This window comes from Ochrobactrum sp. BTU2 (assembly GCF_024539785.1).
Taxonomy (GTDB): Bacteria; Pseudomonadota; Alphaproteobacteria; order Rhizobiales; family Rhizobiaceae; genus Brucella; species Brucella anthropi.
Genome location: NZ_JAHWRG010000003.1, coordinates 351,669 through 367,715 on the forward strand (window position 1 = coordinate 351,669; position 16,047 = coordinate 367,715).

The window sequence follows — 16,047 nt, forward strand, 5'->3', positions numbered from 1 at the left end:
TATGCAGGACATCGAATTTCATCTTCGCCGTCAGGATTTTGTCCAACAGCCGCATGTCGTCGCCAATACCTATGGCCTCAGCGTCACCGCCTTTCGCTATCCAAGCGGCATCGAGGCGCTGCTGGTCGAGAACGAACGCGGCAATCTCATCGTGCTGCCTTTCATGGGGCAGATGATCTGGGGCGCGGAGTTCGACGGCGTCGATCTGACCATGGGCAACAGCTTCTCCATGCCGCGCCCGGCAACGACCATCGTCGAGACCTACGGCTGCTTTGCGTTCCATAGCGGCATCCTGCGCAATGGCTGTCCTTCGCCTCAGGACAATCATCTTCTGCATGGCGAAATGGCTTGCGCGAAAATGGACAAGGCCGGTCTTCTCTTCGGCCATGACGAGCGCGGCGCCTTTGTCGAAATCACCGGTGAATATGAACATGTGATGGGCTTCGGCGCGCATTATCTGGCGCGGCCAACCGTGCGGCTTCATGCGGATGAAACATTGTTCGACATCACCATGGATGTCGAGAACCTTTCATCCGCTCCGATGGAGCTGATGTATATGTGCCACGTCAATTTTGCCTATGCGGAAGGTGCGCGAATCGTCCAGCCAGTGCCCTATACGCCGGATCATGTGCAGGTGCGCACAGCCGTTCCCGGCCACGTTACGCCCAATGATGATTACCTGTCGCTGATCGACGAATTGGCCACCGATCCAGCCGCGATGGAAGTGCTGGACGAACCGGAGCGCTACGATCCCGAGCAGGTCTTCTATATTCGCGGATTGCCGAAAGATGCCGAAGGCAACACCCATCTGATGATGCAGCTTCCCGAGGGCGACGGATTTGGCATTTCCTACCCGACCGAAATCTTCCCAAAAACCGTGCGCTGGATTCTCGTGAACGGGGATGCACAGGTTGCAGCCTTTGCCCTGCCCTCGACCTGCGAGCCGGAAGGTTATCTGGCGGAAAAAGCCAAGAACAATGTGCAGGTGCTGGCATCGGGTGAGCGCGCCGTTTTCCCCGTACGCGTCGGCTATCTCGATACAGCCGCCGCCGAACAGTTTGAAGCCACGATCAAGGCACTCTGAAATTTCAAAGGAACGTCTCATGACCAGAAAGATCGGAGTGGTCGGCTCCAACATGGTGGACCTCATCACCTATGTGAACCGTATGCCCGGCCCCGGCGAAACGCTGGAAGCCCCGACATTTGAAATCGGCTGTGGTGGAAAAGGCGCCAATCAGGCCGTGGCTGCCGCGCGCCTTGGCGCAGATGTGATGATGGTCACGCGTGTGGGCGACGATATTTTTGCCGACAATACCATCCGCAACCTGAACGAGTTCGGCGTCGATACGCGCCATGTGCGCAAGGTTCCCGGCAAGTCGAGCGGTGTAGCACCCATCTTCGTGGAACCATCGGGTGAAAACTCGATCCTGATCGTCAAGGGCGCCAATGCCGATCTTCTGCCTGCCGAAGTCGACAAGGCTGCCGACGATCTGAAAGCTTGCGGCCTCATCCTGATGCAGATGGAAGTTCCGGTCGAGACAGTCTACCACACCATCGCTTTCGCCGCTGAAAACGGCATCGAAACCATTTTGAATCCTGCGCCTGCTGCCGCCGACCTTGATCCCGAACTGATCCGGCAGGTGACTTTTCTCGTGCCGAACGAGAGCGAGCTTGCGATCCTCTCCGGCCTGCCGACCGGCACGGACGATGAGATCGTTACCGCTGCGCGTTCGCTCATCGCGCGCGGCATCCGCACCGTCATTGTCACGCTCGGCGGACGCGGCGCACGCATGATTACCGCCAGCGAAATCGTCAATATTCCCCCGGTCAAGGTCACACCAAAAGACACGACCGGCGCAGGCGACGCTTTTATCGGCTCCTTTGCCCGCTTCTACGCCGGGACCGGCGATGTGGAAGCCTCGCTTCGCAAGGCCGCTCTTTATGCGGCCCATTCCATCACCCGGCCGGGCACGCAGAAAGCCTATGCCAGCCAGGAAGAATTCGAAACGTTCTGCCGCGATCACGCCCCTTCGACCGAACGTGCCTGATCGCACTTGAACGTAATTGAACCCACGAACGGACAATGAAATGACCGAAGCCCTCCCCCGCAATAACGGGACACCGCTCAAGCCGGAATGGTTTGAGGATATGTCCGTCAATCGCAGCGCTTCCGAGCGCCGTGCCGCTACGATTAGCGCCCGCCGTTCGGTGAAAAAGGAATATCAGGCGGCGTGGCTCATCCGCGCCATCCAGTGCATAGACCTGACGACGCTTGCAGGCGACGACACGGCGGGCCGCGTGCGCAGGCTCTGCGCCAAGGCGCGCCGTCCGGTGCGCGAGGATATTCTGGAAGCGCTCGGCCTTGCAGATGCAGGCATCACCACCGGCGCGGTCTGCGTTTATCCCACCATGGTGTCCCATGCCGTGAAGGCGCTTGAGGGTTCCGGCATTCCGGTTGCCTCGGTGGCGACAGGCTTTCCCGCCGGACTGACGCCGCTGCCGCTCCGCCTTGCTGAAATCACCTATGCCGTCGAACAGGGCGCAGATGAAATCGACATCGTGATTACGCGCGAGCATGTGCTGACACAGAATTGGTCGGCTCTTTACGATGAAATTGCCGCCATGCGCGAAGTCTGCGGGGATGCGCATATGAAGGCGATCCTCGCCACCGGCGATCTCAATACGCTGACCAATGTTTATCGCGCCTCGATGGTGGCGATGCAGGCAGGCTCCGATTTCATCAAGACCTCGACGGGCAAGGAAGACGTCAACGCCACCTTGCCAGTGAGCCTGACCATGGTGCGGGCGCTGCGCGATTATGGCGAGCTTTCCGGTCAGAGTGTCGGCTTCAAACCCGCGGGCGGCCTCAAGACCGCAAAGGACGCGCTGGCCTGGCTCACGCTGATGAAGGAAGAACTCGGCAATCGCTGGCTGGAGCCCGACCTGTTCCGCATCGGCGCATCGTCGATGCTTGGCGATATCGAACGGCAATTGGAGCACTTCGTGACCGGGCGCTACTCCGCCGCCAACCGTCACGCCGCTGCTTAAACTTGGAATTTCGCATTCTCCTGCGCAAAACCACTTCGCACTTTTGCTGGAAATGCTCGTAAGGAAAATTTGAAATGCGACCCATCAAGGACATCCTGAAGACCATGGAATATGGACCTTCCCCCGAAGCAAACGGCGATGTGAACCTGTGGCTGGAACAGCATGGCCGTTCCTTCGGCCACTATATCAACGGGACCTTTGTCAAACCGGAAGGCCGCAAGGCAATTGCGGTTGCCAATCCGGCCAATGGTGACAAGCTCGCCGAAATCACCTGCGGCAACGCGGATGATGTCGATCAGGCGGTGAAAGCCGCCCGCACCGCTTTTGGCAAATGGTCCAAACTTTCGGGCTATGAGCGGGCCAAGTATCTCTATGCCATCGCGCGCCATATTCAGAAGCGCGAGCGTTTTCTGGCCGTACTGGAAACCATGGACAACGGCAAGCCGATCCGCGAAACCCGCGACATCGACATTCCGCTCGCCGCCCGTCACTTCTATCACTATGCAGGCTGGGCCGAGATGTTGGAAGATGAGTTCAAGGGCTTTTCGCCCGTTGGCGTCTGCGGTCAGGTCATTCCGTGGAATTTCCCGCTTCTCATGCTTGCCTGGAAGATCGCACCAGCTTTGGCCGCCGGTAACACGGTCGTGCTGAAACCTGCCGATCTGACGCCGCTCTCGGCCATTGCCTTTGCCGAGATCTGCCATGAAGTCGGCCTGCCCGCCGGTGTCGTCAACGTCGTGCAGGGCGATGGTAGCACCGGTGCGGAAATCTGCGGCCATGACGGCGTGGACAAGGTGGCCTTCACCGGCTCGACACAGGTTGGTCGCGTCATCCGCGAACAGATTGCCGGATCGGGCAAGAAACTGTCGCTGGAACTGGGCGGAAAATCGCCCTTCATCGTCTTTGAAGATGCCGATCTTGATGCCGCAGTTGAAGGCGTGGTCGATGCCATCTGGTTCAATCAGGGCGAAGTCTGTTGCGCCGGGTCGCGCCTGCTCGTGCAGGAAGGCATTGCCGAGCGCTTCTATGCCAAACTCAGAAAGCGTCTCGAGACATTGCGCGTGGGTGATCCGCTGGATAAATCCACCGATGTCGGCGCCATCGTTTCACCCGGTCAGGTGAAGCGCATTTCCGATCTGATCCAGAAGGGCATTGAGGAGGGCGGCGAGCTCTGGCAGACGCCGAACCTGCTACCCGCAAAGGGCAATTACATCGCGCCCGGCTTCTTCACCGAAGTGGATCAGGCATCAACCGTCTGTCAGGTGGAAATCTTCGGACCGATTGCGGCGGCGACAACTTTCCGCACACCGGACGAAGCCGTCTCGCTCGCCAACAACACACGTTACGGATTGGCCGCTTCGATCTGGTCCGAAAACATCAATGTCGCACTCGATCTTGCTGCGCGGGTGAAGGCCGGCGTCGTCTGGATCAACTGCACAAACATGCTGGATGCAGGCGCAGGCTTCGGTGGCTATCGCGAAAGCGGGTTCGGTCGCGAAGGCGCACGCGAAGGCATGTACGAATATCTCGTCTCCGATTGGGAAAAGGCACTGTCCGCGACCAAGATTGCGGAAGCCTTCGTGCCATCAGCTTCGCCCTCCGGCGACGACAAGATCACCATCAACGGTATCGACCGCACGATGAAGAACTATATTGGCGGCAAGCAGGCACGTCCGGATGGCGGCTATAGCTATTCGGTCACCGGCAAGGGCGGCTCGGTCATCGGTCAGGCTGGCATCGGCAACCGCAAGGACATCCGCAATGCGGTGGAAGCTGCAAGCAAGGCTGGAAGCTGGGGCGCAGCCACTGCGCATAACCGGGCTCAGGTGCTCTATTATCTTGGCGAAAACCTCGATGCACGCCGCACGGACTTCGTGGCACGGCTGATCGAAAGCACCGGCGTCAGCGAAAAGAAAGCGGAAGAGGAATTTGAAACCGCGCTGCGCCGGATTTTCTATTATGCCGCACAGGCCGACAAGTTCGACGGAGCGGTTCATTCCACCAAGTCGCGTCATGTGACACTGGCGATGAACGAACCATGGGGCGTGATGGGCATCGTCTGCCCCGACGAAGCGCCGCTTCTCTCGTTCGTTTCACTGGTACTTCCCGCCATTGCCATGGGTAACCGGACGGTCGTTGTACCATCGAGCCGTCATCCGCTGATCGCAGGTGATTTCTATCAGGTGCTCGACACGTCCGACGTGCCCGGCGGCGTGGTCAACATCGTCACTGGCGAGCGTGACCTTCTGACGAAGACACTTGCCGAACATGATGACGTTGCTGCGCTCTGGTATTTTGGTTCACGTGAGGGCAGCGCAATGGCCGAAAAGGCGTCAGCCGGAAACCTCAAGGCCACATGGGTCACCAATGGCCGCTTGCCGAACTGGTTCAACAAGACCGAAGGACAGGGCCGGGATTATCTGCGCCGTGCCATTCAGGTGAAGAATATCTGGGTGCCATACGGGGCATAGATCAGAACCAAAAGGCCCGCTTCGGCGGGCCTTTTGATGCAGGGTTTTCGCGCTTATTGCGGCACCCACAAAATAGTGTCTGGATTGATCCCCAACAGGAGGGCCTGTGCGACCGCTCGCGCCTTCAGCTCTCCGCTTGCCTCGGGCTCGCGCGAAAGCACCCAGAAATAGCTCCGCGTCGAACCGACAATGATCGACCACTGGTAGTCGTCTTCATCGATATCCACGATATTATAGCCCCCGTAGAAGGGTCCAAAGAATGAAACTTTCAACGCGCCTTCATCGGCAGATCGCACAAAGCGAGCGATTCCTGTGGCTTGTGTCCAACGCGCTTTCCATGGATCGAAGCCGCGATTGACCACTTTTACGGTTTGATCGGGATTCAATGAATATTCCGCCGTCGTCCGGGTTAAACCGCGCTCGAAGCGGTTTTCAAGCCGCCCGATCTCGTACCACTTGCCGAGATAACGCGTGAGATCGAAGGGTTTTACCGGCACGATACCCTGCGGGATTTGCGGCGAACTTGCCCGTGTCAGCGCATATCCTACCGCCAATCCTGTCAGACCAAGAGCAAGCTTTCCAAATCTCATTGTCTTCCCTTCCTTTGTCGCATGAAGGGACAAACCGATGCGATGGCGATTGGTTCCCGACGGTAAACAAGATGAGCTTCCGCAGCGTCATGCCACTGTCATGCAATCGGAATAGAAGCTCCCAATCTATTTGGATTGTGGGAAAATGTTGCATTCCTCGAATATTAAAGCGGATGTCGCCGTTCGGGCCGAAGGGCTGAATCTGGCCTACGGCACGGCCACCATCTTGAAAAATATCGATCTTTCACTGCCGAAGGGACAGACGCTCGCTTTGCTCGGGCCATCCGGTTGCGGCAAGACAACGCTGCTCCGTCTCGTGGCTGGCCTTCTCGCCCCGACGAAGGGCTCGATCACAATCAACGGCGTCACCGTCGCCGATGCCAAGACAGGATCGTTCATTCCGCCTGAGAAGCGCCATCTCGGCATGGTGTTTCAGGATTATGCGCTCTGGCCGCATATGACTGTTTTCGGCAATGTGTCCTTTCCGCTCGAAATGCGCGGCTTCGGCCGTGCAGAGCGCGAAAAGCGTGTTGCCTCGGCACTCGACCGCGTCGGTCTTTCGGGCTTCGGCGAGCGTGCCATCAGCGATATGTCGGGCGGCCAGCAGCAACGCGTCGCCATTGCCCGCGCCATCGTCGCCGAGCCGGGACTGGTATTGTTCGACGAGCCGCTTTCCAATCTCGACCGCGAACTGCGCGAAAACATGGTCACCGAGATCGGACAGCTTGTCGCCAATCTCGGCCTGACCGCGATCTATGTCACCCACGACCAGAGCGAAGCTTTCTCGCTTGCCGATCAGGTAGCTGTCATGCGCGCCGGTGTGATCGAACAGCTCGCCGCCCCCGAGGCGCTTGTCGCAGAACCGACAACACCGGAAGTCGCAGATTTTCTGCGGCTCGGCTGTGTCGTCCCGGTGGAGCGGCGTGAAAACGCCTACAGGATTGCACGCACCGAGATCCACATCGCCCATGGCTCTCATGCGGGACAGGCAACGCATGTCTTGTTGCCGTCGCGCTCGGTTCGCAGCGTGCCCGTCCATGAAGCTGCAATCCCGGCAACGGTCCTGCGCTCGCAGTTTCGCGGCGACGGTCATCTGACCACAGTGCGCATCGGCTCGCAGCAGGACGGCCACGAACTGACCTATCTCGACAGCATCCGTCTTTCACCCGGCGTTCCGGTCGGCATCTCCGTCGATGCCAGCCAGCTGCGCTGGTTCTCAAAATAGACCATTCCATCAGGAATATCTCAGGAGGCAAACATGAAAAAATCCATTCTCGGCGCGGGGCTTGCGCTTGTCACCGCTTTGCTGGCCAGCACTGCGGCCTATGCAGATATCACGGTTTACTCGGCTGGTCCGGGCAGCCTGATCGAAAAGCTTGCCGCAGGCTTCACCGCCAAGACCGGTGCGAAGGTCAATGTCTTTCAGGCAACGACCGGCAAAGTCATGGCGCGCATCGAAGCGGAAGCCGCCAATCCGGTTGTCGACGTTCTGATCTCGGCCTCATGGGATACGGCAACCGACTTCGCCAAGCGTGACTGGTTGGTCGCCTATACCAGCCTGAACGCCGAAAAAGTGCCGGATTTCCTCAAGAATGAAACAGCGGTCGCGCAGGGCGTCTCTGCCCTCGGTATCGCGTGGAACCCTGCCAGCAAGACGCCGAAGCCCGCCGAATGGGCGGATCTCGCCAAGCCTGAATACAAGGATCTCGTCAATCTGCCGGACCCGGCACAGTCGGGAGCAACCTTCGAGCTCGTTGCCGCCCTTCAGGCGCAACAGGGTTGGGACCTGTTCCGGAACCTGCACGAAAATGGCGCAACTGTCGCCGGTGCCAATGCAGAAGCTTTGAACCCCGTCCTTCAGGGCGCCAAGGCCGCCGTGTTCGGTGCCGTCGACTACATCTCGCTCGCGGGCAAGGCCAAGGGTGAATCCATCGACGTCATTTTCCCGACATCCGGCACAGTGATTGCACCGCGACCGGCCATGATCCTCAAATGGTCGAAGAACCAGGACGAAGCCAAGCAGTTCATCGATTATATGCTGTCCGACGAAGGCCAGAAAATGGTTGCCGACACCTATCTGATGCCGTCGCGCACCGACATTCCGGCCAATCGCCCGCTGATCGGCGACCTGAAAATCCTGCCGATCGACGCCAAGGAAGTCTATGGCAAGCGCAACGATACGCTGAAGGAATTCGGCGCCGCTTTCGCAGCCAGCAACTAATACTTGGGGGACAGACAGATATGAAGACAGGCAGTGCGGCGGCTGGCAACCCGCTCGGATTTGTTGCGGTAGCCGGGCTTGCATTCATTGTCGCGGTGCCGTTTGTCTTCATCGTCCTTCAGGCAATCTTTCCGCAACTGGGGAGAGGCTCGCTGGCCGAGCCTTTTCTGCATCTCTCGGCCCTGTTTGAAGACCCGAAGCTTTTGCGCATGAGCAGCAATACCGTTCTGCTCGGGCTTTCGGTGGTTGTGCTTTCTGCCCTCATCGCCGTACCGCTTGCAGTTTTCCGGGCACTCTACAAGGTGCCGTTCGCCATATTATGGGACGTGCTGATGCTCGTGCCCTTCATGATCCCGCCCTATATTGCCACGCTTGGCTGGATAATGACCCTGCAGCCGCGCGGTTATCTTGAACAGCTCACAGGTTTCAATCTGGCTCCATTCCTGTTTTCTGTCGCAGGCATGAGCTTCGTCATGGCGCTGAACACGTTTCCGCTCGTCTATTTCGCGGTGTCGCGTACGATTGAAGCAGTTGGCGCTCGTTATTCCGATGTCGGACGGGTGTTCGGGGCTTCGCCGTGGCGCTCCTTCTTCCGCATTACCCTGCCCCTGGCGACGCCGGGCCTCGCGGCAAGTCTTCTTCTGGTTTTCGCGGCAGCTATCGAGGAATACGGTACGCCAGCAGCCCTTGGACGCCGTTCCGGCTTTGACGTTCTGGTAACGGAAATTGATCTGCGCATTTCCGACTGGCCTATCGACCTTGCAGGAGCTGCCGTCTTTTCGCTGGCGCTTGTATGCCTGTCGCTGGCCGCCTTTCTCGTCCAGCGCTGGATACTGACGCGCCGCTCCTATGTGACGACGGGCGGCAAGCCGCAGGCAAAGGACAAGCGTCCGCTTGGGGCCCTTACAATTCCGGTGGTGGTTCTGTTCGCCATCATCGCCTTTGCTGCGACCGGCATTCCTCTGCTGGCCATTCTGGCGACCGCTCTTTCCAAAACCGTATCTGGCGGGTTGACCCCATCGAACCTCGGCTTCGACAATTTTGCAGCCATTGCCGAAGACAGCGCAGGTGGCATGCGTGCACTGGTCAACAGCCTGTCACTCGGTGTTGCGAGTGCCCTGCTGACAGGACTGCTCGGCGCGGTTGCCGCCTATGCCGTGGTGAAGATGCGCTTTCGCGGGCGTTTCTGGCTCGACATACTGACCGTCCTGCCCAATGCCCTGCCCGGCGTCGTTGTGGCCGTCGGTCTCATTCTGGCATGGAACCAGCCGATGCTGCCTGTCTCGCCCTACAATACGCCGCTGATCCTGCTGCTTGCCTATTGTTGCATTCTTCTGCCGCAGCCGATCCGCTATGCATCGGCTGCCTTCCACCAGATCGGCGACAATCTGGAAGCTGCGGCACGAGTGTGCGGCGCAAACAGCTTTACCGCTTTCCGGCGCATCATGCTGCCTCTGATCGCCCCCAGCCTGATAACGGCGATGTTGCTCGTCTTTGCCGTCGCCACGCGTGAGCTCGTCGCATCGATACTGGTGGCTCCGGTTGGAATGCAGACCATCTCGATCTTCATCTGGCGTCAGTTCGAGCAAGGCTCAGTCGGCCTCGGCATGGCCATGGCATTCATCGCCATTCTCATCACCACGCTTTTGCCCTTGGTTCTGATGGGGTTGTTGAAGCGCTCCGGTCTCGTTAGAATTTGACCTTCCGTTCCCAATCGGGAAATGCCAACAGCAGGGTCGAAATTCCAGTGCCTTGAAAAGCCGGGAGAACCGTTTTGACGAAACAAGCCGTTGTCTTGAAAAGAGAAGAATGGGCGAGGCGTGATGATGCCTGGTCTGGGCGCGTCGAAGGCAAGAGATTTGGCACCGATGCGTCGATCATATTCTTCTCGACCGATGTTGTAGGGCATGGTCCCAAACTGCACCGGCACCCCTATGACGAGATTTTCATCGTCCGTCAGGGAAATGCCCTGTTCATTGTTGGCGATGAACAGATCGAGGCGACGGAGGGACAGGTTGTCTTCGGTCCGGCAAACATACCGCACAAGTTCATCAATCTCGGGCCCGGGCGTCTGGAAACAACCGATATTCACGTTACCCAACATTTCGAGCAGGAGGACCTCGAGTGAAATAGGGGCAACGTCTCCCCCGCATTTTGGTAGAATTATCTTGTCTTCGCCTTCAAAGATGATAATTTTAGTCATATTAATGCGACGGTATCCGGGCGCATTTCTTACGAAACATGTCCGGCCATGAAGCCGGAATTCCAATGAAACGCTGTCGCATACGGATCGGAACGTTTTGGGCTTCTGGCATTCGATGATCTGGCAAGCCGAAGGCATCCGGGTGGTTGCGCCGGTTCAATGGCGCGTACTGGACGGGCTGGTCAGTGTCTATTGGGAGGCTGAAAGCCAGACGGGAGCCAATGGCTATTTCCTGTCGCACGATCCCCGCATCATGATCTTTTTTCAGGATGTTTCGTCAAACATTCGCATATCGAACGACAGCAGCGTCCTTACCCAGCATCACCGCCCGATGACGCGTGCGATCTACATACCCGCTGGCGTACCGATGTGGACGAATACGGTTTCGCTTCACCGGTTTTCGCACCTGAACCTGCATTTTCACAAGGATCGGCTGCTCAAATATCTAAGTCCGACACTCGGCACCTCTATGGCCATGGCCGCCATGCGCAGTCCGGTGGAAATTCAGGACCTTGGCGCCATAGAAATGCTTGCCCGCCTGCTCGTCGATGAAACAGCCAATCCGGTAAAACACGGGCTTTTTGCGGAAAACCTCATCGGCAGCATTCTGACCGGGCTTCTCGATATACCGAACGAGGATAACAAGCAGGGCTACGGCCGCCTCACCATGGCGCAGATGAACAAGCTGAACGCACGGTTCGACAGTTGCGGTGATCGCCGGTTAAGCGTCGCCGAAATGGCGGCAGCGGTGGGTCTGTCGGAAAGCTGGTTTGCCAATGTCTTCAAGCAGACAACCGGGAAAACTCCGCTGCAATGGCAAATGGCGAAGCGCATCGATCTGGCGCAACAATTGCTGGCAGATAGCAACCTGACCGTCGCTGGCATCGCAGCACAGCTCGGGTTCACCGATCAGGCTCATCTGACCAAGGCTTTCCGTCAGGTGGTGGGAGAAACGCCAGCCGCATGGCGGCGCTTCCAGTCGAACCGCTGACCAATTTCGGATTGTAAGCTCCGCCGCCTGTTTCCGGCGGAGCTGCTCATCCTACCAGGTGCGGCGAAGCGTTGCCGTGATCTCGCGACCGGGATTGTAGAAATCCGCTCCGAAACCGCCATAGGCGACGTATTTCTTGTCGAACAGATTGCTGACATTGACCTGCAGCGCTGAATTATCGAGGAACTCGTAAGTGAATGCGGCATCGAACACGACATTGCCGCTGGTGCCCGACGTATTGGCTGGCGTGAAGTAATACGCACCAATATAACGACCGCCGACACCGATTGTCATGTCGCCGCGACGACCACTGCCCTCGATCTTGTAGTTCGCCCAAAGCGAAGCGAGGTGCTTAGAAACAAATTGCGGGCGGTTGCCCTCATTGCCACCGGTACCGTTCTCTACGATCTCGGGGTCCATATAGGAATAGGCCGCGATCAGGTTGAGATTGTTCGTCAGCTCGGCCTTGGCTTCCAGATCGATACCGCGAACGCGAACCTCGCCAATCGTGGATGGCTGAAGTGTGATAGGATTGTTGACCGAGATATTGTTCTTGGTCAGATCATAAACGGACGCGGTGAACAGGGCCGGAAATGCAGTTGGCTGGTATTTCACGCCGACTTCGATCTGTTCGCCCCGCTCAGGATCGACACCAATGGCCGGAGGAGCGACCGATTCAGCATAGCTCGTATAGACCGCCCATTCATCCGTTACCCGATAGGTGAGGCCGAAGCGGCTGGTGAACTCGCTCAGATCGCCATCTGTCGTCTTGTTGCTGAGATTGTTCGTCTGCGACAGGTCGAGCCAATCATTACGCAGACCGACACTGGCGATCAGCTTTTCCGCGAATGTCAGATCCTGCTGAAAGTAGATCGCCTTGGTTTTCTGCTTGGTTGACGTGCTGCCGATAAGAGGCAGATTGACCGGAGCACCGGTAAAGACAGGATTGGTCCAGTCGATGCTCGGTGCCGGGCCCCAGAGCGTCTTGTTGGTGGCCGAATAATTATTGTATTCGACGCCCGCCATCGTCCGGCTTTCGAACCGGTCAAAGCTTGTCTCATATTTCAGGTTCGCATCGCCCACGAAGTTCTCGGCTGAAGCTTCATTGCCGAAGAAGTCGCGCTTGGCAATCGTGGAACCATCGGTCGGTGTGGACGCAATATAGGCATAGCCGAAATCGGTGTCCTGCTTGCTGTAACGCCCGTTGGCGCTCATGCTCAAACCATTGCCGAAATCATGATCGAACATGGCGCTGACAGTATTTCTGTCGGTGCCGCGATAGTTGAAATCCGGCTCGCCGAAAAAGCGGCTTCTGTTGAAATTAGTGCCGACCGGATGACCGCCGCTTCCGGGCACGCCATTGCGGTGAAGATGATCGAAGATCACCGTCAGATTGGTCGCATCGCTCGGACGCCACGTCAGCCCGCCCATGATGAACTTTTCATCATCGCGCGAATAATCATATTCGGCGTCAGAATCCTTGAATTTGCCGGTTAGGCGATAGGACAGCGTTTCGTCGCCGGTCAGATTATCACCGAAATCAAAGCCGACTTCCTTGTGATTGAACGAGCCGCCCGTGACATAGGCTTCGCCGAAGCGCTCGCGCTTCGGTCGCTTGGTCACGTAATTGACCATGCCACCCGGATCGGAAACACCGAAAGCCGTGGAGCTCGCGCCTTTCAGAACTTCAATGCGTTCAAACGCATAGGGTTCTTCGCGTATGCCGCCAAAAGGACGGCCGAGGGACAGCCCATCGCGATAAGTGTTGGCATCGAAACCGCGGATCTGGAAAAAGTCGAACCGGTCATCCGACCCGTAGAAATTGGTGGAGACACCCGCCGTATATTGCAGCACCTGCTCGACGGTCTGGGCGTTGCGCTCTTGTATTTCCTTGGCGGTGATCACCGATACGGAGGCTGCCGTATCCATGATATCCGTCGCCATCTTGCCGCCGCCGGTGGTTCTCGTCGCGACAATCGACTTGGAATCGTCGTCGCGCCCGCCAGTCCCATCAACTGTAATGGTCTTGAGCACCGTCGGCGTTTCCGTTGTCGTCGCCTGCTGCGCCAAAGCCAGACCCGGCATGGAAACGACAAGCGCCGTGCACCCCAGAAGAATTGCCCTGCGGTAGCGAACCTGGGTGGTTTTCTTCATCTCAGCGGTCTTTTCAATGTCCATGGTCAGGTCCGATATGCAGTTTGCGGCGATCGCTTTCGGCGACGGTTTTCAAAGTGTGGAGACATCGACCAGCGTTGCGATCAACGACCGGATGAGCCCGATCGTCGAAGCAATCAAGAAACTGAAATTGTCCCCGGATCGCCACTAACTTGAGAAGCTTTGTCCAGTATTGTAGAAAACTGCTTTTTTGTAGGAAATCACGGTTAATTCGCAACAGCTTTATCAAGGTGCGAGCTTCGGCCTTGACGCGATGAGCTTAACTTGAGACTGAAAGGCCACTTTATACACAAGGAGAATGCGCCGGATGACGTGGTCCATTCGCTCTCTCGTTTTCGTTGCCCTGTCCTGCTTGGCGATCATCGCGCCGCAAGGGGTTCAAGCTGATGAGAAGACAGCCTACCCGATTGTTATCAAACATGCTTTCGGAACAACCACGATAGAGAAAAAGCCGAAGCGGATTGTCACCGTTGCCTGGGCGAACCATGAGGTCCCCCTTGCACTCGGCGTGGTTCCTGTTGGGTTTGCGCGAGCCAATTTCGGTGATGAGGACAATGATGGTCTCTTGCCTTGGGTGGCCGCAAAGTTGAGGGAACTCGACGCTGATACGCCAGTACTCTTCGATGAGGGCGACGGGATCGATTTCGAGGCCGTGGCCGAAACGCAGCCCGACGTCATCCTCGCATCCTATTCCGGCCTGAGCCGGTCCGACTACGAGACACTCAGCCAGATCGCCCCCGTCGTTGCCTATCCCGAAGCGCCCTGGTCAACCGACTGGCGCGACATGATCCGCCTCAACAGCGCCGGCATGGGCATGGCGGAAGAAGGTGAAGCGCTGATCACAAAGATCGAAGGCGAGATTGCCGAGACGGTCAGCCAGTATCCGCACCTGAAGGACAAGTCGGCCATGTTCGTCACGCATCTCGACACGACAGACCTGAGCACGGTCAATTTCTACACCACCAACGATACGCGGGTGAGATTTTTCAAGGACCTTGGCCTGAACTCCCCCAAAAGCGTGGTCGACGCCTCCAAGCCGGGCCAGTTCTCTGGCTCCATCAGTGCCGAGCGCGTCGACATGTTCGATGACGTGGACATCGTCGTGACCTATGGCAGTCAGGAATTGCTGGATGCCATGAAACACAATCCGCTTCTCGCCAGAATGCCAGTGGTCGAAAACAATGCAGTGGTCATGCTGGGCAGAAATCCGCTCGGGACCGCTGCCAATCCCACGCCGCTTTCCATTTCCTGGGTACTGAAGGACTATGTCGCCCTTCTCGCCGGCGCGGCCGATAAAGCAAAATGACTTTCGCCCGCGTCCGGCGCTCAAGCCAGCCGATCACTATATATCGGTCCAACAAAGCAAGGACCGGCTGGCTCGGCGCCGTCGTCCTTCTTCTCGTGATCCTCTGCGTTCTATCCGTGTCGCTCGGCACGCGTGAAGTGCCGTGGTCTGACATTGTCGCGGCCCTGCGCGGCCATATGGACACCGTCGGACAGGCCGCTGTCGCCATGCGCATTCCGCGCACCTTGCTGGCGGTTCTCGCCGGTGCGGCACTCGGACTGGCGGGCGCGATCATGCAAGGCATCACCCGCAATCCGCTGGCGGACCCCGGCATTCTGGGCATCAATATGGGCGCGTCGCTCTCCGTCGTCATCGGCGTTGCGTGGTTCAACATCGTTTCTGCACCAGCTTATATCTGGGCAGCAATATTCGGTGCCGGTTGTGCCGCCGTCTTCGTCTATATGGTCGGATCGCTTGGCCGTGGTGGCGCGACACCGCTCAAGCTCGCGCTGGCCGGTGCAGCCACGTCGGTGGCATTTTCCTCGTTGGTTATCGCCATCGTGCTACCCCGCAACGACATCGCCGGCGGCATTCGCGCCTGGCAGATCGGTGGCGTTGGCGGTGCAACTTTCGACCGACTCTCTTATGTGCTGCCGTTTCTCGCCGCCGGTTTCATTGTCAGCCTTCTATTGGCGCGCAAACTGAACTCGCTCGCACTCGGCGACGAACTTGCCGCCGGGTTGGGAGAAAAGGTTGCCTTCGCACGCGCAGTTGCGGCGCTCGGCGCAATTCTGCTGTGTGGCGCAACCACCGCCATCTGCGGTCCCATCGGCTTTGTGGGTCTGGTTGTGCCGCATCTCTGTCGCCTGCTGGTAGGCGTGGATCACCGCTGGCTGTTACCGTTCTCGGCCCTCAGCGGAGCCTGTCTCCTGCTTGTTGCCGATATTGTCGGACGCCTCATTGCCCGTCCTGCCGAACTCGATGTCGGGATCGTCATCGCCCTGATCGGTGCGCCGTTCTTCATCTGGATCGTCAGACGCCAACGGGTTCGCGAGTTGTAACC

At 58.0% G+C, this 16,047-nt stretch carries 14 protein-coding genes; 12 read left to right on the forward strand and 2 right to left on the reverse strand.

The window, feature by feature from the left end:
• The first annotated feature begins 1 nt into the window (after position 1).
• From KWJ32_RS10695 to KWJ32_RS10710, 4 genes are all read left to right on the forward strand, one after another.
• Positions 2–1,084, forward strand: a complete 1,083-nt coding sequence (locus KWJ32_RS10695) for an aldose 1-epimerase family protein (protein ID WP_011982588.1) — start codon at positions 2–4, stop codon at positions 1,082–1,084.
• A 19-nt stretch (positions 1,085–1,103) separates the two neighbouring features.
• On the forward strand, positions 1,104–2,048 hold the full coding sequence (gene rbsK, locus KWJ32_RS10700; RefSeq protein WP_011982587.1) for a ribokinase: 945 nt from the start codon (positions 1,104–1,106) through the stop codon (positions 2,046–2,048).
• Positions 2,049–2,088: 40 nt separating this feature from the next.
• The gene (gene deoC / locus KWJ32_RS10705) at positions 2,089–3,048 is read left to right on the forward strand and encodes a deoxyribose-phosphate aldolase (RefSeq protein WP_011982586.1); all 960 of its coding nucleotides are present in this window, start codon (positions 2,089–2,091) and stop codon (positions 3,046–3,048) included.
• Between the two features lie 74 nt (positions 3,049–3,122).
• On the forward strand, positions 3,123–5,519 hold the full coding sequence (locus KWJ32_RS10710; protein WP_011982585.1) for an aldehyde dehydrogenase family protein: 2,397 nt from the start codon (positions 3,123–3,125) through the stop codon (positions 5,517–5,519).
• Positions 5,520–5,572: 53 nt separating this feature from the next.
• Here KWJ32_RS10710 and KWJ32_RS10715 read toward each other — a convergent pair whose 3' ends face one another.
• Positions 5,573–6,109, reverse strand: a complete 537-nt coding sequence (locus KWJ32_RS10715; protein ID WP_011982584.1) for a lipocalin family protein — start codon at positions 6,107–6,109, stop codon at positions 5,573–5,575.
• A 145-nt stretch (positions 6,110–6,254) separates the two neighbouring features.
• Between KWJ32_RS10715 and KWJ32_RS10720 the strand changes: the two genes are divergently transcribed.
• The 5 genes from KWJ32_RS10720 to KWJ32_RS10740 all read left to right on the forward strand — a co-directional run bounded on the left by KWJ32_RS10720 (position 6,255) and on the right by KWJ32_RS10740 (position 11,524).
• The gene (locus tag KWJ32_RS10720) at positions 6,255–7,334 is read left to right on the forward strand and encodes an ABC transporter ATP-binding protein (protein WP_040128487.1); all 1,080 of its coding nucleotides are present in this window, start codon (positions 6,255–6,257) and stop codon (positions 7,332–7,334) included.
• A gap of 33 nt (positions 7,335–7,367) precedes the next feature.
• The gene (locus KWJ32_RS10725; protein WP_011982582.1) at positions 7,368–8,330 is read left to right on the forward strand and encodes an ABC transporter substrate-binding protein; all 963 of its coding nucleotides are present in this window, start codon (positions 7,368–7,370) and stop codon (positions 8,328–8,330) included.
• 20 nt (positions 8,331–8,350) lie between these two features.
• On the forward strand, positions 8,351–10,030 hold the full coding sequence (locus KWJ32_RS10730) for an iron ABC transporter permease (RefSeq protein ID WP_011982581.1): 1,680 nt from the start codon (positions 8,351–8,353) through the stop codon (positions 10,028–10,030).
• Positions 10,031–10,104: 74 nt separating this feature from the next.
• Positions 10,105–10,458 carry a cupin domain-containing protein gene (locus KWJ32_RS10735; RefSeq protein ID WP_011982580.1) on the forward strand — a complete coding sequence of 118 codons (354 nt, stop codon included), beginning with the start codon at positions 10,105–10,107 and terminating at the stop codon, positions 10,456–10,458.
• Between the two features lie 172 nt (positions 10,459–10,630).
• Positions 10,631–11,524 (forward strand): AraC family transcriptional regulator, encoded by an 894-nt coding sequence (locus KWJ32_RS10740; RefSeq protein ID WP_040128488.1) that lies wholly within the window; start codon positions 10,631–10,633, stop codon positions 11,522–11,524.
• Positions 11,525–11,575: 51 nt separating this feature from the next.
• Here KWJ32_RS10740 and KWJ32_RS10745 read toward each other — a convergent pair whose 3' ends face one another.
• Positions 11,576–13,702, reverse strand: coding sequence for a TonB-dependent siderophore receptor (locus KWJ32_RS10745; protein WP_040128489.1), 2,127 nt, complete (start codon positions 13,700–13,702; stop codon positions 11,576–11,578).
• Between KWJ32_RS10745 and KWJ32_RS10750 the strand changes: the two genes are divergently transcribed.
• The 3 genes from KWJ32_RS10750 to KWJ32_RS10760 all read left to right on the forward strand — a co-directional run bounded on the left by KWJ32_RS10750 (position 13,695) and on the right by KWJ32_RS10760 (position 16,045).
• Complete coding sequence (locus KWJ32_RS10750) at positions 13,695–13,850, forward strand: hypothetical protein (protein WP_158304333.1); 156 nt, start codon at positions 13,695–13,697, stop codon at positions 13,848–13,850. The two genes, KWJ32_RS10745 and KWJ32_RS10750, sit on opposite strands and share 8 nt — an antisense overlap.
• Before the next feature lie 156 nt (positions 13,851–14,006).
• Positions 14,007–15,005, forward strand: coding sequence for an iron-siderophore ABC transporter substrate-binding protein (locus KWJ32_RS10755; RefSeq protein ID WP_011982577.1), 999 nt, complete (start codon positions 14,007–14,009; stop codon positions 15,003–15,005).
• Positions 15,002–16,045, forward strand: a complete 1,044-nt coding sequence (locus KWJ32_RS10760; protein ID WP_256885976.1) for an iron ABC transporter permease — start codon at positions 15,002–15,004, stop codon at positions 16,043–16,045. Before KWJ32_RS10755 ends, KWJ32_RS10760 begins: the two co-directional genes overlap by 4 nt.
• The last annotated feature ends 2 nt before the right edge of the window (positions 16,046–16,047 follow it).